A 23,451-nucleotide genomic window follows, 5' to 3' on the forward strand; every position below is an offset into this window, starting at 1 on the left:
TCATGAGTTTAAAAGGGGTTGAATTACAAATTGCAATACCTAAAACTTTTGATGCCGGTAAGGTTCAAGAACAACATCAGCAAAATGTCATTCAACAACAACATAATGCGAATGAAGCACTAAAGAAAGAAATTGAAAAAAAACAATTTACTGTTTTAGATACGGAAAAAACAGATCAAATAACTGATGAGGAGAATGGTAGTAATCATAATGATGATGGGAATGGGAAGAACAAGAAACATTCAAAAGAGAAAGAACCAAAAGCCCAACATCCTTATAAAGGAAATTTTATTGATTTTAGCGGATAGGAGAAAAGAATGTTTTTTTTAATTATCATACTCATCATTTCACAACTTATCTCATTTTATTTAATAATTTTATTAAATGCAAAAATTGCAAAATTTAAAGATTTAGAGGTAAGACAAGAACAGTTGATTAGAGAAATGGATGATGCGATTAGTGTTTATTTAATTGAAATGCGTGAAGAAAATGATCGCTTAATTAAAGAATTATCAAAAGTAAACCAAGAAGAACCATCATCAAAAAACTCCAATTTTGAATTGAAAGAAAGTTTGGAGCGTTCTAATTCAATAGATATCATTTCTACACCATCTAAAGATGTATTAGTGCAACCTAAAACAATATTACCCAATATAGCAAAGAAAGCATATCAACAACAAAAAAATATTGATTCTACCCATCAAAAAGAAACTATAAAACAGGATACTATTGCAGATACCTTTGAAAATAAAGTGCTAGAGCTATATAAAACAGGTAAAACAATTGAGGAAATTGCAAAGGAAACAAACAAAGGAAAAACTGAAATAGAACTGTTATTAAAATTCCATTCATAAAAATTGTTGCAGTGAATAAAGTTGTATGTTATATTATCAATTGGTGTTAATTACACACGCATTTTGATGCAGTAAGTGGTGCTTTTTGATTAAAAAGTAGCTTGTTGCAAATGAAAAATGCGGAGGAAAATAACCAAACTATTAGGAGGAAAAATTCATGTCAGTAATTTCAATGAAACAATTACTTGAAGCTGGTGTACACTTTGGACACCAAACTCGCCGTTGGAACCCAAAAATGAAAAAATACATTTTTGTTGAGCGTAACGGAATCTACATTATCGATTTACAAAAAACAGTTAAAAAATTAGAGGAAGCTTATGACTTCATGCGCCAAGTTGGACAAGATGGCGGTAAAGTACTTTTCGTTGGTACTAAAAAACAAGCTCAAGAAGCTATCCAAGAAGAAGCAGAACGTTCTGGTAACTACTATATCAACCAACGTTGGTTAGGTGGTACTTTAACAAACTTCGGTACTATCCAAAAACGTGTTGCTCGTATGAAAGAAATCGAAAGAATGGAAGAAGACGGTACTTTTGAAGTCCTTCCTAAAAAAGAAGTTATTCAACTTAAAAAAGAACACGAACGTCTTGTTAAATTCTTAGGCGGTATTCGTGATATGACTGATATTCCTGATGTTATGTTCGTGGTTGACCCACGTAAAGAGCGTATCGCTGTTGCTGAAGCACGTAAATTAAATATTCCTATCGTAGGTATTGTTGATACAAACTGTGATCCAGATGAAATCGACTACGTAATCCCTGCAAACGACGATGCTATCCGCGCTGTTAAATTATTAACTGCAAAAATGGCTGATGCTCTTATTGAGTCAAAACAAGGTGAATCTGAAGCTCCAGCTGAAGAAGTAGTAGTTGCTGAGTAATTCACTACTAGAAACTTGGCTTTACGCCTAAGTTTCTTATGATAAGCCTTAGCTGCAATAAGCATCTTAGGAAGTATTAAACTTCTTTAGATGCCTACAAAAGGTGATAAGTGGATGAAACCCTTATCACCTTTTTTTAAAGTAATAAACTAGAAATATTTGCTAATACTATATTTAATCTTTATCTAACTCAAGGAGGATACTTCAAATGGCAATTACTGCACAATTAGTAAAAGAACTACGTGAAAAAACTGGCGCAGGTATGATGGACTGCAAAAAAGCTTTAGTAGAAACTGACGGTAACATCGAAGCTGCTATCGATTTATTACGTGAAAAAGGTCTTTCTTCAGCTGCTAAAAAAGCTGACCGTATCGCTGCTGAAGGAACTACTTATATCTTATCAGAAGGTAATGAAGCAGTTATTCTTGAAGTAAACGCTGAAACTGACTTCGTTGCTAAAAATGATAAATTCCAAACATTAGTTTCTGAATTAGCTCAACAAATTTTAGCTGCTAAACCAGAATCTGTAGAAGCTGCATTAGAAGTTAAAAATGCAGAGGGTGTAAAAATTGCTGACCAAATTTCTACAGCAGTTGCTACAATCGGAGAAAAAATTACTCTTCGTCGTTTCGAAATCAAAACTAAAAACGACAGCGATGCATTTGGTTCTTACCTACACATGGGCGGAAGAATTGGTGTATTAGTAGTTCTTGAAGGTTCTACTGATGAAGCTGCTGCTAAAGATGTTGCTATGCACATCGCTGCAATTAATCCTAAATATGTTTCACGTGATGAAGTTTCTGAAGAAGAAATCGCTCACGAACGTAAAATTTTAACAGAGCAAGCATTAAACGAAGGAAAACCTGAAAATATCGTTGCAAAAATGGTAGAAGGTCGTCTTGGTAAATACTTCGAAGAAATTTGCTTATTAGACCAAACTTTCGTTAAAAATTCTGACCAAAAAGTTCGTGATTTCGTAAAAACAACTGGCGGAAACGTAACATCATTCGTTCGTTATGCTGTTGGTGAAGGTATCGAAAAACGTGAAGATAACTTCGCTGAAGAAGTAATGAACCAAGTTAAAGGTAACTAATCCAATCTAATATTGTGTTTTAGCACAAAAGAAATAGGGAGCACATTTTTCGTGTTCCCTATTTTTCAAGATATTGTTAGATTTTGGTCGAATTTTAAATTAGAGTTAACGGAGGTTTCCTATGAGTGTGCCACAATATAAACGAGTAGTAATTAAAATTAGCGGTGAAGCATTAGCAGGTGAAGCAGGCTTTGGTTTATCACCAAAAATAATCAAATCTGTTGCTGAAGATATTAAAGAAGTAGTTGAATTAGGTGTAGAAGTTGCAGTAGTTGTTGGCGGCGGTAATATATGGAGAGGTAAGGTCGGAAGCGAAATGGGTATGGACCGTGCTTCTGCTGATTATATGGGTATGCTTGCAACAGTTATGAACTCATTAGCATTACAAGATTCGTTAGAGAAACTAAACATAGAAACGCGCGTACAATCTTCTATCGTTATGACACAAGTTGCAGAACCTTATATTCGTCGAAAAGCTGTACGTCATTTAGAAAAGAAACGTGTTGTCATTTTTGCTGCAGGTACTGGAAACCCATTCTTCTCAACTGATACAACAGCTGCTTTACGTGCTGCTGAAATCGATGCGGACGCAATTTTAATGGCAAAAAATAATGTAGATGGTGTATATTCTGCTGATCCTAAAACAGATAGTACTGCTGTTAAGTATGACACACTCACATATTTAGAGGTAATTCAACAAGGATTACAAGTAATGGATTCCACAGCATCCACATTATGTATGGACAACGACATACCTTTAATAGTATTCTCTATTATGGATAAAGGAAATATTAAACGCGCCGTACTAGGTGATAAAATTGGTACAGTGGTTAGGAGGAATGTTTAATGCCTAAACAAGTATTAGCACAAGCAAAAGAAAAAATGGAAAAATCAATTGCTGCATTTAGTCGTGAATTAGCTTCAATTCGAGCAGGTCGTGCAAACGCATCACTTTTAGATCGCATTTCAGTTGATTACTACGGAGCTCCTACTCCAATCAATCAATTGGCTGGTGTTGCTACTCCAGAAGCACGTTTACTTGTAATTACACCTTATGATAAATCAATTTTAGGTGAAATCGAAAAAGCAATTATGAAATCTGATATCGGAATTACACCAACGAACGATGGTAATGTGATTCGTCTAGCGATTCCAGCATTAACAGAGGAACGCCGTAAAGAACTTGTAAAAGTTGTTAAAAAAGAAGCAGAAGATGCGAAAATTGCAGTTCGTAATGTTCGTCGTGATGCTAATGATGATTTGAAAAAATTAGAGAAAAATGGCGAAATTACAGAAGATGATTTACGTGGCTATGGCGACGATATTCAGAAATTGACAGACGATTACATTGTAAAAGTTGATCAATTAACTAAAGAAAAAGAAAAAGAAATTTTGTCAGTATAAATTCTTAATAGGATAAATCTCTCTATACCTTTTTAGGTGTAGAGCAGGACTTAAAGTGAACAATTTTTAGATGAGGACGTCCTTTCTATTAGGACGTCTTTTTCTTGGTTAAGAAAACGAATCAAATGTCACAATATCCAATTTGTAAAAAGTATAAAATGAACCATAACTTTAAATATTTGTTTTGTTATACAAGTTTTAAATTTTTCATACATATAAACCAATTCGTACATTTTTACGTAATGTTTTATAAGAAAAAAGCGACACAAACATTTGTTTTTGATATGATTATTAAGAATACGTCCAAAATGTTGGCAGGTGGGGGAATAGAATGCTCAAAAATATATTTGGAAAGTCCAAAAAAGAAAAGAAATCTTTGAAGGAACAACAAAATCTTTCTAATAATGACTTAATCCCATCTCATATCGCAATCATTATGGACGGAAATGGACGTTGGGCTAAAAAAAGAGCGCTACCTAGAGTTGCTGGGCACCATGAAGGTATGAAAACCGTTCGTAAAATTGCTCGATGCGCAGATGATTTAGGGATTAAAGTGTTAACACTTTACGCGTTTTCAACGGAGAACTGGAAACGTCCTAAATCCGAGGTAGACTATCTTATGGGGTTACCTGAAAAGTTTTTAAAATCATTTATGCCGGAAATAATGGAACGAAATATTCGAGTGCAAATGATGGGTGAAAAAGAGGCATTACCTACAAGTACCCAAACAGTTTTAAATGAAGCGATGGAAAGAACGAAAAATAACAGTGGATTAATTTTAAATTTTGCTATGAATTATGGTAGTCGAGCTGAAATAGTACGTGCAATGAAGGATATAATGGTAGAAGTGAGTAAGGGAAATCTAAATGTCGACTCAATAGATGAAAGTACTATTACTAATTATTTAATGACATCGCAGTTACCTGAACCAGATTTGCTTATTCGTACTAGTGGTGAAGTTCGACTTAGTAATTTTATGTTATGGCAACTCGCCTATACGGAGTTTTGGTTTACTGATACGCTTTGGCCTGATTTTAATGAGGAAACTCTAATGGAAGCAATTCACGCCTTTCAAAAGCGTAATCGTCGCTACGGTGGGTTGAAAGGGGAAGAAATTAATTGAAGCAACGTATTATCACAGCAATTATAGCTGCAGCATTATTTATACCATTTGTAATTTATGGTAACTTACCTTTTACAATTTTAGTTTATGTTATTGCAGCTGTTGGTTTATATGAACTTTTAAGGATGAAGGAAATTCCGATTGTATCCATACCAGGCATTATTGGCCTTCTGACTGTATTTTCAATTTTATTACCTGAAAAATACACAATTAAATTAATGGATTTGACATCATATTCTAAATTAGAGTTTTTAATGATTGCTGTTGTACTACTATTAATTTACACAGTTGTTGTTAAAAATCATTTTACATTTGATGAAGTAGGGTTTATTTTACTTAGTGCTCTATATGTTGGAATAGGTTTTTATTATTTAATTGAGACACGTAATGCAGGATTACAATTCATTATATTTGCGTTACTTATTGTATGGACTACAGATTCAGGAGCGTATTTTATTGGTCGTAAATTAGGCAAAAAGAAACTATGGCCTGAAATCTCTCCAAATAAAACAATCGAAGGGTTTTTAGGTGGTATTATTGTAGCTGTTGTATTTGCTTGTGCCATGCAGTTTATCTATCCATTAACTGATTCTTGGATTGCATTAATTGTTATTACGATTTTTGCCTCAATATTTGGTCAGTTAGGCGACTTAGTAGAGTCTGCAATTAAAAGACATTATGATGTAAAAGATTCAGGAAAAATATTACCTGGACACGGTGGAATACTAGATCGCTTTGATAGCTTAATCTTTGTACTACCATTGTTGCATTTTTTACAATTTGTATAAATAATTACTGCACGAATGTCAGTGTTGAAAGGAAGAAAGATTTTGAAAAAAATTAGCCTTTTAGGTGCAACAGGTTCGATTGGATGGCAAACATTTGATATTTTATGTAGTCACCCAGATGAGTTCAAACTTGTTGCATTTTCTGCTGGGAAAAACATCGAAAAAACACGTTCAATTATTAATCGTTTAAATCCAGAACTAGTATCTGTTCAGGATGAAGTAGATGCGAGAACATTACAAAAAGAGTTTCCACAAATACATTTCACTTATGGATCAAAGGGATTAGTAGAAGTAGCTACTCATCCAGAATCACAAGTGTTGGTTAATGCGGTCTTAGGTAGTGTAGGTTTAGAATCAACCCTTGCAGCAATTCGTATGGGAAAAACAATAGCGATTGCGAATAAAGAGACTTTAGTTACAGCAGGTCACCTTGTAATGGCAGAGGCTAAAAAATATAATGTACCAATTTTGCCTGTTGATAGTGAGCACTCAGCTATTTTCCAATCAATGAATGGTGAAAATCCGAAACAAGTTGAACGTATTATATTAACTGCATCAGGAGGTTCATTCCGCGACAAAACACGTGAAGAACTTAAAAATGTAACAGTAAAAGATGCATTAAACCATCCAAATTGGTCGATGGGGGCTAAAATTACAATTGATTCTGCAACAATGATGAATAAAGGGCTAGAAGTTATCGAAGCCCACGTTTTGTTCGATCTTCCATTTGAAAAAATTGACGTTTTATTACATAGAGAAAGTATTATTCACTCATTAGTTGAGTATCATGATACAAGTGTGATTGCTCAACTTGGTACACCAGATATGCGTGTTCCAATTCAATACGCTTTAAGTTATCCAGACCGTTTACCTTTAGTAGGTGGAAAAAGATTAAATTTAGCTGAAATTGGACAATTGCATTTTAGAGAAGTTGATTTTGACCGTTACCGTGCATTAAAGCTTGCTTATGATGCTGGACGAGCAGGAGGTACAATCTTAACTGCTATGAATGCGGCCAATGAAGCTGCTGTCGCGTTATTTTTACAAGAGAAAATAACATTCTTACAGATAGACGAAATGATAGAACAAATTATGAATGACCATCATAATATCTTACAACCAGATTTAGAAACGATTTTACACGTAGATAGAGAAACAAGAAAAACAGTAGAAAGCATGGTAAAATAGATAGAGTGAGCATAGAATATGTAAACTTGCTCTTTAAAGGTGGGATAGTATGCAAACCGTTATAGCATTTATCATCGTTTTTGGATCACTAGTATTTTTCCATGAACTCGGTCACTTTATATTTGCCAAACGAGCGGGAATATTAGTACGAGAGTTTGCAATAGGAATGGGTCCAAAAATTTTTGGAATGATGAAGGGTGAAACGATGTATACCATTCGTTTATTACCCATTGGTGGTTATGTACGAATGGCTGGAGAAGATGTAGATAAAATTGAACTTCAGCCAGGGTATCGTGTTGGCCTAATATTAAATAGAGATAATGTTGCAGAAAAAATCTATTTGAATCAAAAAGTTCAAAATCCCAATGTTTTATTTTTAGAAGTTGAACGTTCAGATTTAGAAGATGGTTTATGGATAGAAGGTTATGATGAAGAGGATAATTTAGTGAGAATTGATGTTTCAAGAGAAGCGATTATTGTTGAAAATGGAACTGAAACAATTATTGCTCCACTTGATCGTCAATTTAATTCTAAAACTGTTGGGCAAAGGGCAATGGCCATTTTTGCCGGACCTTTATTTAATTTCATCCTTGCATTTGTTATTTTTATTGCTCTTGCACTTTTAACAGGAATCCCAATTTCAGATCCTGTTATCAAAAATGTGGTTGATGGATCTCCTGCTGAAGTGGCAGGATTACAAGATGGTGACGTCGTTAAAGAAATTAATGGTAAATCAGTTTCGAGTTGGGATGATTTAGTTGGTATTGTCCAACAAAATCCAGGAAAAGCTTTGTCATTTGAAATTGATCGAGATGGACAAGCTAAAGAACTGAATATAACTCCTAAACCATTTGAAACAGAAGATGGACAAACTATTGGCCAAATTGGTGTTTATAGTCCGATAAAAGATGCGAATATATTAGACGCCATTGTATTTGGTGCTAAACAAACTGTGGAATTTTCAACATTAATCTTTACATTGTTATACGATTTAATCGTTGTTAATTTTGACATTGATGCACTATCTGGTCCAGTGGGAATCTATAAGGCAACAGAAGAAGTTGCTCAGTATGGAATCTACAATTTAATGAATTGGGCTGCAGTATTAAGTATTAATCTTGGAATTATGAACTTATTACCATTGCCTGCATTAGATGGTGGCCGACTATTATTCTTCGGTATCGAAGCATTACGAGGAAAACCTGTTGATCGACAAAAAGAAGGACTTGTACACTTTGTCGGTATTGTATTGCTTATGATTTTAATGGTCATTGTAACTTGGAAAGATATTAAGCTGTTCTTCTTCTAATTAGCACGAATCTATAACTAAACCTTATTCATTTATGGTAAAATCCAAATGAATAAGGTTTATCTTTTTTATCAACATATATAAAATAATCATTTTCCATTAACGAGTGTAATGCATATTTCTTAAGAACTAATGGGTGTAAATAAGTGAGGAAAAAAGGTGGAGCACTTATGAAACAAAGTTTAACGCTAATTCCAACCATGCGTGAAGTACCATCCGACATTGAAGTGAAATCCTATAAAATGTTACTTCGTGCAGGGTTTTTAAAACCAAGTACATATGGGGTATATTCGTACTTACCTTTAGCTAAACGGTTGCTCACAAAAATTGAAAATATTGTTCGAGAGGAAATTGAAGCTTTAGGGGCGATTGAAATCTCCCTTTCAACACTTCAATCCCATGACATTTGGGAACTATCTGAAAGAATCCATCATTTTAAAGATGAGTTATTCACATTAACGGACAAAGATAAACGTGATCTTTTACTTGCACCATCCCACGAAGAAGTAGTAACGATGTTAGTTCGTGATGAAATTAAAACATATAAAAAATTACCATTGATTCTATATCAAATTCAAATGGCATATCGTGATGAAAAAAAATCACGAACTGGTTTATTAAGAAGTCGTGAATTTTATATAAATGATATATATTCCTTCCATGAGAATGAAGAAAGTTTAAGTGCAACCTATGAACGAATATTACAAGCTTATACAAATATTTTAAATCGATTAAGATTAAACTACCACATTGTAGATGCTGATTCAGGAATTAAAGGAGAAATTCAATCGCAGGAATTTATTATCCCTTCTGAGTTTGGTGATACCATAATTGTAAAATCAAATGAATCAAATTACGTAGCAAATATTGAAGTTGCAAAAGTGACTCAAAATACGGATGAGATAAAAGAAGTACAGAAATCATTAGAAAAAGTTTCTACACCTGAAGTAAAAACTATTAAAGATCTTTGTTTATACTTTAATATCTCACCTGAAAGTTGTATTAAAATGCTTGTATATGTAATAGATGATGAGTTTGTTGTTGTTTTAGTACGGGGAGATCATCAAGTAAATGAATTTAAATTAAAAAAAGTTCATAATGCAACATTTTTGCGCTTAGCAACTGAAGATGAAATTATTAAGCTTCTTGATTGTTCACCGGGTTCAATTGGCCCAATCAAGCTGCCAATTAACATAAAAGTGTATGCAGATTTTGCAATCCAAACATTAAACAATGCAGTAACAGGAGCAAATGAAGAAGGCTATCATTATATGAATGTAAACCCAGAGCGTGATTTTGCCATTAATACCTACGCAGATTTACGATATATTAAAGAAGGTGAAATTTCACCAGACGGGGTTGGAATTACACAATATATATATGGACATGAAATTGGACGTGTAATAAAATTAGGAACATTCTTTTCAGAAAAGTTTAATGCGAACTTTGTTGATGAAAATGATAATTCAAATCCAATTTTAATGGGGAGCTACCAATTAGGTGTTTCTAGGTTACTTGCTATTTTGGCTGAAAAATACCAAGATGATAATGGTTTTGTGTGGCCAACCCATTTATCTCCATATGATATTCATCTAATTCCGATTAACCGCGAAGATGAAGTTCAATGGAACTTATCAACTGAGCTATACAATATTTTAAGTTCATATCATTTTGATGTACTCTTTGACGATCGACATGAAAGTCCGGGGGTAAAGTTTACAGATGCTGATTTAATTGGTCTTCCAGTAAGAGTCATGATTGGCAAAAGAGCGAACGAAGGTATTGTAGAAGTTAAAATACGTTCGACAGGTGAAACTTTCGAATGGGCAAAAGAAGAATTGATTGACCGATTAAATGAATTCTTCCGAACGAATTCATATAACTAAACTTTCAGGAAGTACAACCTTGTACTTCCTTTCTATAATTATTTAAAAAGAAGAGGTGAGTTTCTTGTCAGAAGTTAAAGAAGCTAGAGATAGATTTTTAACCTTATTACAACAATTACAATTAACGGAAGACGTCTATATGTCCTATTTTGAACATGGAGAACTCACTCGACTCACTGTTCATCAGAAAAAGAGAAATTGGTGTTTCCACATTAAACTCGAAAATATATTACCTTTTCAACTTTATCAACTTTTTCGAACTAGATTAAATGAACAATTCTCTCATATAGCACAAGTGCAGTTTAAAATTGAAGCACGAAATCCAGAAATCAATGAACAGTTAGTTACTGACTATTGGTTAACATCCCTTGAACATCTAGATGCTTCTCCACCGATTAAGGAACGATTAATTTCACAAATTCCCACATGGAACGGTAATAAATTAATTGTGACATGTATGTTAGAAATGGAACAGTTAACGTTGAAATCAAAATATACGCAAAAGATTTCTGAAGCTTTTCAAAGTGTTGGGTTTCCTCCTCTGTCTGTTGATGTTCAATTAATAGAGGCAACAGATGAAATGAAAGAAGCTCAAGCCTTATATATGGAACAAAGACAATTAGAAGAGGAAGCACTTGCTAGACAAGCAATGGAAGATTTCCAAAATAGAGAACAAGTTAAAAATGATACACCTGAAGCTGTACCAACTGGGCCGTTCCAACTTGGTCAACATATTAAAGATACTGAAATTCGAGAAATTCGAAGTATTATTGAAGAAGAGCGTCGTGTAGTCATTGAAGGTTATGTGTTTGCGGTTGAAATAAAAGAATTAAAGAGTGGTCGTTCATTATTAGAACTTAAAATGACAGATTATACCGATTCCATTTTAGTTAAAATGTTTTCTAGGGATAAAGAAGATCCTGAAATGATGAATAAATTGAAAAAGGGTATGTGGATTAAAGTTCGTGGATCTGTTCAAAACGATACATTTGTTCGTGACTTAGTAATTATGGCGAATGATATTAACGAGATTCATAAGGAGTCGAGAAAGGATTTAGCACCAGAAGGAGAAAAACGAGTTGAGCTACATCTTCATACTCCAATGAGTCAAATGGATGCAGTTACTCCTGTTGATCAGCTGGTTGGCCAAGCTGCAAAATGGGGGCACCCTGCCATCGCTATTACTGATCATGCAGTAGCACAGGCATTCCCAGAAGCATATTCTGCTGGGAAAAAACATGGCATTAAAATTATTTATGGTGTGGAAGCAAACTTAGTGGATGATGGGTCACCCATTGCTTATGCCGAACAGCATATTAATTTAGATGATGCAACATTTGTTGTATTTGATGTTGAAACAACTGGTCTTTCAACTGCATACGATACAATCATAGAGCTTGCAGCAGTAAAAATTAAAGAGGGAAAAGTTATTGAACGATTCGAACGATTTGCTAACCCACATAGACCTTTATCTGCGAAAATTATCGAATTAACACATATTACAGATGATATGCTTCGAGATGCACCAGAAGTGGATCAAGTTGTAACAGAGTTTAAAGAATTTATCGGAGACGCTATTGTAGTAGCCCACAATGCATCTTTTGATATTGGCTTCTTATATACGGCATATGAAAAAGCGGGCATTACAGGCGTTGTACACCCTGTTATCGATACGTTAGAATTGTCTCGTTTTTTAAATCCTACGTTGAAAAGTCATCGTTTAAATACGCTTTGTAAACGTTATGGTATAGAATTAACTCAACATCACCGCGCTATCTATGATACAGAAGCAACCGGTGAATTAATGCTACATTTACTGAAGGATGCAAAAGAACAAGGAATTCATTATCATGATGAATTTAATAAGCAGATTAATAAAAATGAAAGTTACAAACAATCTCGTCCATATCACTGTACAATTTTAGCTACTGATAATGATGGATTGAAAAATTTATTTAAGCTTATTTCTATTGCCCATACACAAACGTATTACCGGGTTCCGAGAATTCGACGATCTGATTTAATTAATCTTCGAAAAGGATTGATTATCGGTTCTGGTTGTAGTAATGGTGAGCTTTTTGAAACGATGATGAACAAATCACCAGAAGAAGCGGAAAAAGTAGCAGAGTTTTATGATTACATTGAAGTTCAACCAAAGCCGGTTTACTCCCAATTAATTGAAGGTGGAGTCATTCATGATGAATGGAACTTAGAAGATATTATTCGTAAATTAGTGAAACTAGGCAAAAAAATGGGGAAACCTGTTGTTGCAACTGGTAACGTCCATTATTTACATGAAACTGATTCTGTATTTAGACAAATTTTAGTTGGTTCTCAAGGTGGGGCCAATTCATTAAATCGCTATAAATTACCTGCTGTTCATTTCCGTACAACAGATGAAATGTTAAAGGAGTTTGATTTTTTAGGACCAGATCTGGCAAAAGAGATCGTCGTAACAAACACTCAAAAAATTGCGGATATGGTTGGCGATGTTAAACCGATTAAAGATGAATTGTATACACCTAAAATTGAAGGTTCGGATGAAGAGGTAACTAATTTAACCTACGAAATGGCACATAAAATCTATGGTGAAGAATTACCTGAAATTGTGAAGGCCAGAATTGAAAAAGAATTAAAATCTATTTTAGGTAATGGTTTTGGAGTTATTTATTTAATTTCTGCTAAACTCGTAAAAAAATCATTATCAGATGGTTATTTAGTAGGTTCTCGTGGATCTGTTGGTTCATCCCTTGTGGCAACGTTTATGGAAATTACCGAAGTAAATCCATTGCCACCGCACTATATTTGTCCAAACTGTAAAAATGCGGAGTTCTTTGATGATGGTTCAGTTGGTAGTGGTTTTGACTTGCCAAATAAAGAGTGTCCGAAATGTGGTGCGCAATATAAGAAAGATGGACAAGATATCCCGTTTGAGACTTTCTTAGGATTCAAAGGAGATAAAGTACCAGATATTGATTTAAACTTCTCTGGGGAATACCAACCCCATGCCCATAACTATACAAAAGTGTTGTTTGGTGAAGATTATGTGTATCGTGCAGGAACGATTGGTACGGTTGCAGAGAAAACAGCATATGGTTATGTAAAAGGGTATGGAACAGATAACAATATTACATATCGTGGGGCTGAAGTTGATCGACTTGTACAAGGATGTACAGGGGTAAAAAGAACAACAGGACAGCACCCGGGTGGTATTATTGTTGTTCCAGATTATATGGATATTTACGATTTCACCCCGGTTCAATATCCAGCTGATGCCCAGGATGCGGAGTGGAGAACAACTCATTTTGATTTCCATTCTATCCACGATAATGTATTAAAACTTGATATACTAGGGCACGATGATCCGACAGTGATTAGGATGTTACAGGATTTATCAGGTATTGATCCGAAAACTGTCCCAACAGATGATCCAGAGGTAATGAAAATTTTCTCTACACCGGAGTCATTAGGTGTTACAGAAGAACAAATTGGTTGTAAAACGGGAACTTTAGGGATACCGGAATTCGGAACTCGTTTTGTTCGCCAAATGTTAGAAGAAACAAAGCCTTCAACATTTAGTGAACTTGTACAAATTTCTGGACTTTCACACGGTACAGACGTATGGCTTGGAAATGCACAGGAACTGATTAATAGCGGAACTTGTGTATTATCTGAAGTAATCGGTTGTCGTGATGATATTATGGTTTATTTAATCTATCAAGGATTAGAGCCAAGTTTTGCCTTCAAAATTATGGAATCTGTTCGTAAGGGGAAAGGCTTAACAGAAGAAATGGAAGCTGAAATGCGTGCACAAAAAGTTCCTGAATGGTACATTGATTCATGTAAAAAAATCAAGTACATGTTCCCGAAAGCCCATGCAGCTGCTTATGTTTTAATGGCAGTACGTATAGCTTGGTTTAAAGTGCATCATCCTATCTTATATTACGCTGCTTACTTTACTGTTCGTGCAAGTGACTTTGATCTAATAGCAATGACACAAGGTTCTGCGGTGATACGTTCACGAATTGATGAGATTAACGCAAAAGGGCTAGAAGCATCGAAAAAGGAAAAAGACTTATTAACGGTTCTAGAACTAGCTCTAGAAATGTGTGAGCGTGGAATGAGCTTTAAGAAAGTGGATCTTTACCGTTCTAAAGCGAGTGAATTTATAATTGATGGAAATTCATTGATTCCTCCATTTGATGCAATCCCTGGACTTGGTACAAACGTTGCCAAAGCAATCGTTGCAGCAAGAGAGGAAAAAGAATTTTTATCGAAGGAAGATTTACAACAGCGCGGTAGGGTTTCTAAAACAATTATTGAATATTTAGATACGCTTGGTTGTTTAGATGGACTTCCAGATGCTAACCAACTCTCATTATTCTAAGTTTTGTAAATGTCAATTAAGACACAAAATAGTGTAAATTTGCATTTAATAAAAGTTTATGCTATTGTTATTGTAATAATTTGTTGATAGTTTTTACAGCAAAGAGTGGGTTATTTTCCCGCTCTTTTCTGTTTGTAAGATTATCCAAATTATCCCACTGAACTGTGTTCAAATTTTAATTTCACCATTTATGGTGGAATTTTGCGTTTATAGGGGATAGTAAAGTTAGAAGCTAATATTGCATATTTGCAGCAAGCTTGCAACATTCAATTTTAATAAGCGCCAAATTACGTTGGGAGGATACTATGAGTAAAGTAACGTCAGTAATTGAAGAGCTTGTTACACCTATTTTAGAAGAGCTAAAACTTGAATTAGTCGACATAGAATTTTTGAAAGAAGGTCGTAACTGGTTCCTTCGAGTATATATCGATACACCTGAAGGCGGAATAGATATCGACCAGTGTGCTATAGTTAGTGAGCGTTTAAGTGTCGTTTTGGATGAAAAAGACCCTATCGAGCAAAACTATTATTTAGAAGTGTCTTCTCCTGGTGCAGAACGACCGTTAAAGAAAGAATCTGATTTTGAAAAAGCAGTTGGTAAATTTATTTATGTAAAAACATACGAGCCAATAAAAGATATGAAAGAATTCCAAGGCTATCTAAAAGCATATAATGAACATGATATAGAGCTAGAAGTTCGTATAAAAACACGTAAAATTAATATTACAATTGAAAAAGAAAAAATCGCAAAAGCACGACTTGCCATCGATTTTTCTTCATAACGCATATATTTAGGAGTGAAAACAAAATGAGTAGTGATTTACTTGATGCTTTAACTGCTCTAGAGCAGCAAAAAGGAATTTCTAGAGAGGTACTAGTTGAAGCAATCGAAGCGGCTTTAGTAACAGCTTATAAACGAAACTTTAATCAAGCACAGAATGTTCGTGTTGATTTAAATTTAGAGAATGGCTCAATGATCGTTTATTCACGTAAAGATGTTGTAGAAGAAGTTGAAGATGATCGCCTTCAAATATCTGTTGAAGACGCTAAAGAAATTAATCCTGCCTATGAAGTTGGGGATGTATTAGAACAAGAAGTTACTCCTCGTAATTTCGGCCGAATCGCTGCACAAACGGCGAAACAAGTGGTTACACAAAGAGTACGTGAAGCAGAACGCGGACTAATCTTTGAGGAATTTGTAGACCGTACTGATGATATCGTAAATGGTATTATCGAACGCCAAGATTCTAGAAACATTTATATTAGTTTAGGTAAAGTAGAAGCTGCATTACCAGTAAATGAACAAATTCAAGGCGAAGTTTATAAACCACAATCAAGAATTCGTGTATATATTACAAAAGTAGAACGTACTACTCGCGGACCGCAAGTGATTGTTTCTCGTACACATCCAGGTCTACTTCGTCGTTTATTCGAAATGGAAGTGCCGGAAATTTATGAAGGCATTGTTGAAATTAAATCCATTGCTCGTGAAGCTGGGGACCGCTCTAAGATTTCTGTTTATGCTCATAACGAAGAAGTTGATGCTGTTGGTGCTTGTGTCGGAGCAAAAGGCGCACGCGTACAAACAATCGTAAACGAACTAAATGGTGAAAAAATTGATATCGTAGAATGGTCAGAAGATCCTGTTGTTTTTGTTGCCAACGCTTTAAGTCCTTCTAAAGTTTTAGATGTACAAGTAAATGAAGAAGAAAAGTCTACAACTGTTGTAGTGCCAGACTACCAACTATCCCTCGCAATTGGAAAACGCGGTCAGAATGCAAGACTTGCTGCGAAATTAACAGGTTGGAAAATTGATATTAAAAGTGAAACTGATGCTCGTGAGTTAGGTATTTATCCTTCCGAATCAAGCAGACTCATTCAAGCACAAGAAGATGACAATGATTCTTTATATGATGAAGATGTAGAATACGATCTATATCAAGACGATGAGGAATAAAAAACGACATACGCTATAGATTTTTGTTTTATGAGGGAAGGTGAAGTTCTCATGGCTACTCAAAGAAAGGTACCATTACGAAAATGTGTCGTAACTGGAGAAAGCTTGCCTAAAAAATCAATGATACGAATCGTTCGCTCTAAAGAAGGTGAAGTATCAGTCGATCAAACAGGGAAAAAATCAGGTCGTGGTGCTTATATTTCAAAGTCTGAAGAAGCTGTAGAATTAGCAAGAAAGAAAAATATATTAGAGCGCCATTTAGAAGTTAAAATACCAGACGAAATCTATGATGAAATTATTAAATTGATTCGTAGGGAGTCTATTTTATGAGTCAAAAAGTGCTCCAATTACTAGGTCTCGCTGCAAGAGCAAGAAAAATAATTTCTGGCGAAGAGTTAGTTGTAAAAGAAATACGTAACAATAATGCAAAACTTGTATTGTTAGCTAATGACGCCGCTCATAATTCAAGTAAGAAAATTCAAGATAAGTGTACGTTTTACAACGTTGAGTATCATGTCTTTGGTGATCGTTACCAGCTCGGAAATGCTATTGGCAAAGAAGCACGTGTCGTTATCGCAATTACAGATAGCGGGTTTGCGAGAAAGATGTCTAATCTACTCAACGAAATATAATCGGGGGTGAGCAGATGACCAAAATCAGAGTTCATGAATATGCAAGAAAAGTAAATAAATCGAGTAAAGAAGTTATCGAAGAACTGAATAAATTAAATATTAATGTAACAAACCATATGTCTATGCTAGAAGGTGATGCAGTTTCGAAATTAGATACTGTATTTAATTCTAATACTAATGCAGGTAATGCAAAGACTACTCAAAAAGTTGCTACAAATGTAGCACCAAAGCCAAAAAATACATCGAAAGAACAACAAATGACTAAACAAAAAAAACCTACAAATAACTCAAATAACGAAAATAAACAATCTACTCAAGGATCGAATAAGAAAGTGAGCCAAAATAATAAAAATATGGATCAAAATAAAAAAGGTGGATTTAACCAACGTAAAAAACCAGGAATTCATGGTGGGAAAAGACGTCATCCGAAAACTCACCAACCAACAATTCCTGCAACACCGAAAGAACTACCAGAAAAAATTACATTTTATGAATCTTTAACAGTTGCAGAACTTGCCAAAAAACTTCATCGCGAACCATCTGAAATCATTAAGAAATTATTTATGCTTGGTGTTATGGCAACAATTAACCAAGAATTAGATAAAGATGCAATTGAACTAATTTGTGCAGATTACGGTGTTGAAGTTGAAGAAGAAGTACGTGTAGATATAACAGATCTAGATGTTTACTTCGAACAGTCTGCAGAAGTTAGTGAAGACGAATTAGAAGAACGTCCTCCTGTTGTAACAATTATGGGACACGTAGACCATGGTAAAACAACTTTACTTGACTCAATCCGTCATACAAAAGTTACTGCTGGTGAAGCAGGTGGGATTACACAACATATCGGTGCATACCAAGTTGTTGTAAATGATAAGAAGATTACTTTCTTAGATACACCAGGGCATGCTGCATTTACAACAATGCGTGCGCGCGGGGCAAGTATTACAGATATAGCAATTATTGTTGTAGCTGCAGATGATGGTGTTATGCCACAAACTGTTGAGGCTATCAACCATGCTAAAGCCGCTGAAGTTCCAATTATCGTTGCAGTTAATAAAATGGATAAACCATCAGCAAACCCTGATCGTGTAATGCAAGAGCTAACGGAACATGGATTAGTTCCAGAGGACTGGGGCGGAGATACAATTTTTGTTCCAATTTCTGCTTTAAAAGGTGAAGGTATTGATACGCTATTAGAGATGATACTATTAGTGTCTGAAGTAGCAGAATTAAAAGCAAGTCCTAAGCGTTCAGCTATTGGTACTGTAATTGAAGCGCAACTTGATAAAGGTAGAGGTTCAGTTGCAACATTACTAGTTCAAGATGGTACTTTACGTATTGGAGATCCAATTGTTGTTGGCCATGCGTATGGACGTGTCCGCGCAATGGTGAATGATATTGGTCGTCGTGTTAAAGAAGCGGGTCCAGCTACTCCGGTTGAGATTACGGGAATTAATGAAGTACCTCAAGCGGGCGATCGTTTCGTTGTATTTGAAGATGAAAAAACAGCTCGTTCTGTTGGTGAATCACGTGCAATGACAGCGATTCAAGCAAGCCGTTCAGAAAAACAACGTGTTACATTAGATAACTTATTTGAGCAAATGTCTCAAGGTGACGTAAAAGAATTAAACTTAATCGTTAAAGCAGATGTTCAAGGTACAGTAGAAGCAATGGCTGCATCTTTAATGAAAATCGATGTAGAAGGCGTTAACGTTAAAATTATCCACACTGGTGCAGGTGCAATTACAGAATCAGATATATCATTAGCTGCTGCATCGAATGCAATCGTTATTGGATTTAACGTACGACCAGATGCTAATGCAAAACGTGCTGCAGAAGAAGAAGGCGTAGATATTCGTCTACACCGTATTATTTATAAAGTAATTGAAGAAATCGAAGCTGCTATGAAAGGTATGCTTGATCCAGAGTATGAAGAAAAAATTATTGGTCAAGCGGAAGTTCGTCAAACAATTAAAGTATCTAAAGTTGGTACAATTGCTGGTTCTTATGTAACAGAAGGAAAAATTACACGTGATTCTGGTGTTCGTGTAATCCGTGATGGTATCGTTGTATTCGAAGGTGAATTAGATTCACTAAAACGATTCAAGGATGATGCGAAAGAAGTGGCGAAAGGGTACGAATGTGGTATGACGATTAAAAACTTCAACGACATTAAAGAAGGCGACATTATTGAAGCCTTCATTATGGAAGAAATTAAACGATAGTGATTGTTTACGTAGAAGTGGAATATCAAATACCCGATGCCCATTCGTTAAAAGAAAAACGTGCAGTTCTCCAGCGAATGATTACTCGTACAAAACAAAAATTTAATGTTTCAATTGCAGAAATAGATCATCAAAATGTTTGGCAAAGAACAAGATTAGCGCTTGCTGTTGTGTCTTCCTCAAAGGCAAGCGCAGATCGAGAAATCAATAATGCCCTTCATTATTTACAATCGAATCCTGCTTGGGAACAACTAGAAGTTTGGCGCGATTATTTATAATAATAGTGTGGCAAATTTAATAATAATTGTTTAACGAGTTTTCATCATCTTAGTAAAGAGGTGACTCATTTATGTCATTACGTTCAAATCGTATTGCAGAACAAATGAAAAAAGAGCTTGGTGACATCATTACTCGTAAGTTAAAAGACCCTCGTGTAGGATTTGTAACAGTTACGGATGTAGATGTTACTGGCGATCTTCAACAAGCTACAGTGTATATTTCATCTCTCGGAAGTGATCGCGAACGTGAAGATACACTAAAAGCATTAATGAAAGCATCAGGATTCATTCGTACTGAAATCGGACAACGTATACGTTTGCGCCGTACGCCTGAAATTACATTTGAGTATGACTCATCTGTTGAGTACGGAAATAAAATTGATGCGCTACTACGTTCACTTCATAACGATTAGTCGTTAGTTATTGGGCGAAAAAATATTATTTAGAAGAGGTCTACATCTGCATACTATAAGTGCAATGTAGACTTTTTCTATTTCATCTAAAGGAGAACTAACATGAATGGTATCTTACCTCTTTGGAAAGAAAAAGGCATGACTAGTCATGATTGTGTTTTTAAATTGAGAAAAATATTGAGAACGAAAAAAGTTGGACATACTGGAACACTCGATCCGCAAGTTGAAGGTGTTTTACCGATTTGTATTGGACAAGCGACAAGAATTGCAGAATATTTAACAGATGCAGGGAAAACTTACGAAGCAGTAGTGTCGATAGGTAGAACAACAGAAACTGAAGATGCAGAAGGGGAAACAGTTGAGCAGGATATTTCGTACAAAAAAGTAACGAAACAGCAGCTCTTAGATGCTCTTGCTACATTAACAGGTGTTATTGAGCAGACTCCTCCAATGTATTCAGCAGTAAAAGTAAATGGAAAAAGACTATACGAATATGCACGCAAAGGTGAGACAGTAGAAAGACCATCTCGAAAAGTAACAATTTATTCATTGGAGTTACTTAGTGATGAAGAGGTTTATGAAGGAAATGAAATCACTTTTCGTATTCGAATAGCTTGTAGCAAAGGGACTTATATTCGTACATTAGCAGTGCAAATTGGTGAGCAATTAGGCTACCCAGCTCATATGGCATCGCTAGTTCGTACAGCATCTGGTACATTTTCTGCTAAGAATTGTGTTACATTAAAACAAGTAGAAGAAGCTGTAAAAGAGGATAAAATCAATGAAATCATTTTACCAATTGAATATGCACTGTCCTCTTATCCATTTATTGAAATTACACAATCTATTGAAAAACAAATTTTGAATGGACAAATACTTCCTATACATGCATTATTAAAAGAAAATGATAAAATTGTTTTTAGTAAGGGTGATAAGGCTTTAGCGGTCTATGTTCCCCATCCATCGAAAGAAGGACTAATGAAGCCTGAAAAAATGTTCCCGGAACTATCATAAGGAGGCAATTCACTTGAATGTTGAACATTTAAGATACCCACATCAATTAGATCCAAATGACCAAACAGCTGCCTACTCTTTAGCAGTTGGATTTTTTGATGGAGTTCACAAAGGGCACCAAGCTGTAATTAAAAATGCAATTGAAAAAGCACAAGAATTAAATATTGAAAGTGCTGTAATGACTTTCGATCCTCATCCATCCATCGTCCTAGGTGGTAGAAAAGAAAAAGTATTTTATATTACACCACTTCAACAAAAAATAGATCTTTTTCGTAAAATGGGTGTACAAAATGTCTTTGTTGTACACTTTACATCGGATTTTGCGAAACTTTCACCAGAAGAGTTTATCCAATATTTTATTCGTGATTTAAATGTAAAACATGTGTCAGCAGGTTTTGATTTTACTTTTGGTCAATTTGGCAAAGGTAATATGGAAATGATGAAGCAACTAAGTAATGGTGATTACGGTGTATCCGTAATTAATAAACAAGCTGATGAAGAAGAAAAAATTAGTTCAACAAGAATCCGTCAATATTTACAAGATGGTGATATGGAAAGTGCTGCTAGATTGTTAGGTAGAGCATTTAAAGTACCAGGTATTGTTGTACATGGAGACAAACGTGGACGTACGATTGGATTCCCAACAGCGAATATTCAACCTTCTGAAGGTTCCTTTATTCCAGGCACAGGTGTATATGCAGTGCGCATTAAAATTCAAGATAAATGGTATGACGGGGTATGTAATGTGGGCTACAAACCTACCTTCAAAAACCCGAACGATAAACAATTATCTATCGAAGTTCATATTTTAGATTTTAATAAAAATATTTATGGTGAAGAAGTGGTTGTTGGTTGGTACAAGCGTATTCGTAGTGAACAAAAATTTGATGGGATAGAATCGTTAAAAGCTCAAATTGAAAAAGATAAAAATGAAGCAATTCAATACTTTTTAAACCTATCGTAAAAGTTGCTTGATTACATAAAGTATGGTACTATTCTTTAAGTGCTATATGCATATAATTCCTTAGCTCGGCTTTTCGAATCTCCAACGATTGCTGTGCTAACGGTGTTAAAACTATTTTTTAGGAGGTCCATTTCAAATGGCAATTACAAAAGAACGTAAAAACGAAATTATCGCTGAGTTCCGTACTCACGAAGGAGATACTGGTTCTCCAGAAGTACAAATCGCAGTATTAACTGCTGAAATCAATGCATTAAACGATCACTTAAGCACTCATAAAAAAGACTTCCACTCTCAACGTGGTCTTCTTAAAAAAGTAGGTCGTCGTCGTCACTTATTAAAATACTTACGTGACACTGACGTACAACGCTACCGTGAATTAATCCAACGTCTTGGATTACGTCGATAATAAAGAAAAGCGGAAGCGGCTCGTTTAGCTGCGAAAAAAACTGGAAACTTCTGACGAGTGTGCTTGCACACGCTGGAAGAAGTTGAAGTTTTCGAGCAGCTAGCCGCTGCAGCTGGACAATAAAGAAAAGCGGAGAACGCTCGCCCAGCTCTTGACGGCACTGGAGACATCCGACAAGCGTGTTTACACGCGTAGGAGGATGTTGAAGTGTCCGAAAGAGCTAGCGTTCGTAGCTGGACAATAGAAAAGCGGAAGCGGCTCGTTTAGGCTCGACACGCGCTGGAGACTCCGACAAGAAGGCGCTTTTTGCCTTCCTAGAAGGAGTCGAAGCGACGCGAGAGCCTAGCCGCTGCAGCTGGACAATAGAAAAGCGTACGAACAGACAGTAAAAAGCGGGATTTATCCCGCTTTTTATTTATGCAAAAACGATAGTAAAAATTAAATTTCTTGGCAATACTTTCAATGATAATTTCTAATTTTAAAAGTAGAGTTGTTAATAAAAATTTGTACATAAAAAAGGTCAAATAGAGACTATTTTTATCAAAGAACTGGTTAACCTAAATAATTTGTAAAAATTATACGAATTAGCCATAATTATATTGAAAATATTTAGCATAGAAAGTGCTTTTTTGATACACTAACTATGA

Annotated in this window: 22 protein-coding genes; all 22 read left to right on the forward strand. The window is 35.1% G+C overall.

Annotation, left to right across the window (positions count from 1 at the left end; all coding sequences use genetic code 11):
- Positions 1-2: 2 nt before the first annotated feature.
- The 22 genes from D8M03_RS02000 (at position 3) to rpsO (ending at position 22,804) form a co-directional block, all read left to right on the forward strand.
- Positions 3-308 (forward strand): RNA polymerase subunit sigma, encoded by a 306-nt coding sequence (locus D8M03_RS02000; protein ID WP_121213005.1) that lies wholly within the window; start codon positions 3-5, stop codon positions 306-308.
- A 9-nt stretch (positions 309-317) separates the two neighbouring features.
- Positions 318-854, forward strand: a complete 537-nt coding sequence (locus tag D8M03_RS02005; RefSeq protein WP_121213006.1) for a hypothetical protein — start codon at positions 318-320, stop codon at positions 852-854.
- Positions 855-1,011: 157 nt separating this feature from the next.
- Positions 1,012-1,734, forward strand: a complete 723-nt coding sequence (gene rpsB / locus D8M03_RS02010; RefSeq protein ID WP_121213007.1) for a 30S ribosomal protein S2 — start codon at positions 1,012-1,014, stop codon at positions 1,732-1,734.
- Positions 1,735-1,942: 208 nt separating this feature from the next.
- Positions 1,943-2,827, forward strand: a complete 885-nt coding sequence (gene tsf, locus D8M03_RS02015) for a translation elongation factor Ts (RefSeq protein ID WP_121213008.1) — start codon at positions 1,943-1,945, stop codon at positions 2,825-2,827.
- Between the two features lie 121 nt (positions 2,828-2,948).
- Positions 2,949-3,674 (forward strand): UMP kinase, encoded by a 726-nt coding sequence (pyrH, locus tag D8M03_RS02020; RefSeq protein WP_121213009.1) that lies wholly within the window; start codon positions 2,949-2,951, stop codon positions 3,672-3,674.
- Positions 3,674-4,231 carry a ribosome recycling factor gene (gene frr, locus D8M03_RS02025; RefSeq protein ID WP_121213010.1) on the forward strand — a complete coding sequence of 186 codons (558 nt, stop codon included), beginning with the start codon at positions 3,674-3,676 and terminating at the stop codon, positions 4,229-4,231. The genes pyrH and frr overlap by 1 nt, the downstream gene beginning before the upstream one ends.
- 331 nt (positions 4,232-4,562) lie before the next feature.
- Positions 4,563-5,354, forward strand: coding sequence for an isoprenyl transferase (locus D8M03_RS02035; protein WP_121213012.1), 792 nt, complete (start codon positions 4,563-4,565; stop codon positions 5,352-5,354).
- Positions 5,351-6,142: a phosphatidate cytidylyltransferase gene (locus D8M03_RS02040; RefSeq protein WP_121213013.1), complete on the forward strand. Its 792-nt coding sequence runs from the start codon at positions 5,351-5,353 to the stop codon at positions 6,140-6,142. Before D8M03_RS02035 ends, D8M03_RS02040 begins: the two co-directional genes overlap by 4 nt.
- A gap of 42 nt (positions 6,143-6,184) precedes the next feature.
- A complete protein-coding gene (dxr, locus tag D8M03_RS02045; protein WP_121213014.1) occupies positions 6,185-7,330 on the forward strand; it encodes a 1-deoxy-D-xylulose-5-phosphate reductoisomerase in 1,146 nt (381 codons plus the stop codon).
- Positions 7,331-7,379: 49 nt separating this feature from the next.
- Positions 7,380-8,639, forward strand: a complete 1,260-nt coding sequence (gene rseP / locus D8M03_RS02050) for an RIP metalloprotease RseP (RefSeq protein ID WP_121213015.1) — start codon at positions 7,380-7,382, stop codon at positions 8,637-8,639.
- Positions 8,640-8,809: 170 nt separating this feature from the next.
- Positions 8,810-10,525, forward strand: coding sequence for a proline--tRNA ligase (locus D8M03_RS02055; RefSeq protein WP_121213016.1), 1,716 nt, complete (start codon positions 8,810-8,812; stop codon positions 10,523-10,525).
- A 64-nt stretch (positions 10,526-10,589) separates the two neighbouring features.
- On the forward strand, positions 10,590-14,912 hold the full coding sequence (locus D8M03_RS02060; RefSeq protein ID WP_121213017.1) for a PolC-type DNA polymerase III: 4,323 nt from the start codon (positions 10,590-10,592) through the stop codon (positions 14,910-14,912).
- A gap of 305 nt (positions 14,913-15,217) precedes the next feature.
- Positions 15,218-15,694, forward strand: a complete 477-nt coding sequence (gene rimP, locus D8M03_RS02065; protein ID WP_121213018.1) for a ribosome maturation factor RimP — start codon at positions 15,218-15,220, stop codon at positions 15,692-15,694.
- 26 nt (positions 15,695-15,720) lie between these two features.
- A complete protein-coding gene (gene nusA / locus D8M03_RS02070) occupies positions 15,721-16,869 on the forward strand; it encodes a transcription termination factor NusA (RefSeq protein ID WP_121213019.1) in 1,149 nt (382 codons plus the stop codon).
- A 51-nt stretch (positions 16,870-16,920) separates the two neighbouring features.
- A complete protein-coding gene (gene rnpM, locus D8M03_RS02075; RefSeq protein WP_121213020.1) occupies positions 16,921-17,199 on the forward strand; it encodes an RNase P modulator RnpM in 279 nt (92 codons plus the stop codon).
- Positions 17,196-17,501: a YlxQ family RNA-binding protein gene (locus D8M03_RS02080; protein WP_121213021.1), complete on the forward strand. Its 306-nt coding sequence runs from the start codon at positions 17,196-17,198 to the stop codon at positions 17,499-17,501. The genes rnpM and D8M03_RS02080 overlap by 4 nt, the downstream gene beginning before the upstream one ends.
- Positions 17,502-17,515: 14 nt before the next feature.
- Positions 17,516-19,729, forward strand: a complete 2,214-nt coding sequence (gene infB / locus D8M03_RS02085) for a translation initiation factor IF-2 (protein WP_121213022.1) — start codon at positions 17,516-17,518, stop codon at positions 19,727-19,729.
- The gene (locus D8M03_RS02090; RefSeq protein ID WP_121213023.1) at positions 19,729-20,007 is read left to right on the forward strand and encodes a DUF503 domain-containing protein; all 279 of its coding nucleotides are present in this window, start codon (positions 19,729-19,731) and stop codon (positions 20,005-20,007) included. Before infB ends, D8M03_RS02090 begins: the two co-directional genes overlap by 1 nt.
- A 71-nt stretch (positions 20,008-20,078) precedes the next feature.
- Positions 20,079-20,420 carry a 30S ribosome-binding factor RbfA gene (gene rbfA, locus D8M03_RS02095; protein WP_121213024.1) on the forward strand — a complete coding sequence of 114 codons (342 nt, stop codon included), beginning with the start codon at positions 20,079-20,081 and terminating at the stop codon, positions 20,418-20,420.
- A gap of 102 nt (positions 20,421-20,522) precedes the next feature.
- Complete coding sequence (gene truB / locus D8M03_RS02100; protein WP_121213025.1) at positions 20,523-21,434, forward strand: tRNA pseudouridine(55) synthase TruB; 912 nt, start codon at positions 20,523-20,525, stop codon at positions 21,432-21,434.
- A 13-nt stretch (positions 21,435-21,447) separates the two neighbouring features.
- A complete protein-coding gene (gene ribF, locus D8M03_RS02105) occupies positions 21,448-22,398 on the forward strand; it encodes a riboflavin biosynthesis protein RibF (RefSeq protein ID WP_121213026.1) in 951 nt (316 codons plus the stop codon).
- A gap of 136 nt (positions 22,399-22,534) precedes the next feature.
- On the forward strand, positions 22,535-22,804 hold the full coding sequence (gene rpsO, locus D8M03_RS02110) for a 30S ribosomal protein S15 (protein WP_121213027.1): 270 nt from the start codon (positions 22,535-22,537) through the stop codon (positions 22,802-22,804).
- Positions 22,805-23,451 lie beyond the last annotated feature (647 nt).

This window comes from Ureibacillus endophyticus, assembly GCF_003628435.1.
In the GTDB taxonomy this organism is placed as follows: domain Bacteria; phylum Bacillota; class Bacilli; order Bacillales_A; family Planococcaceae; genus Ureibacillus; species Ureibacillus endophyticus.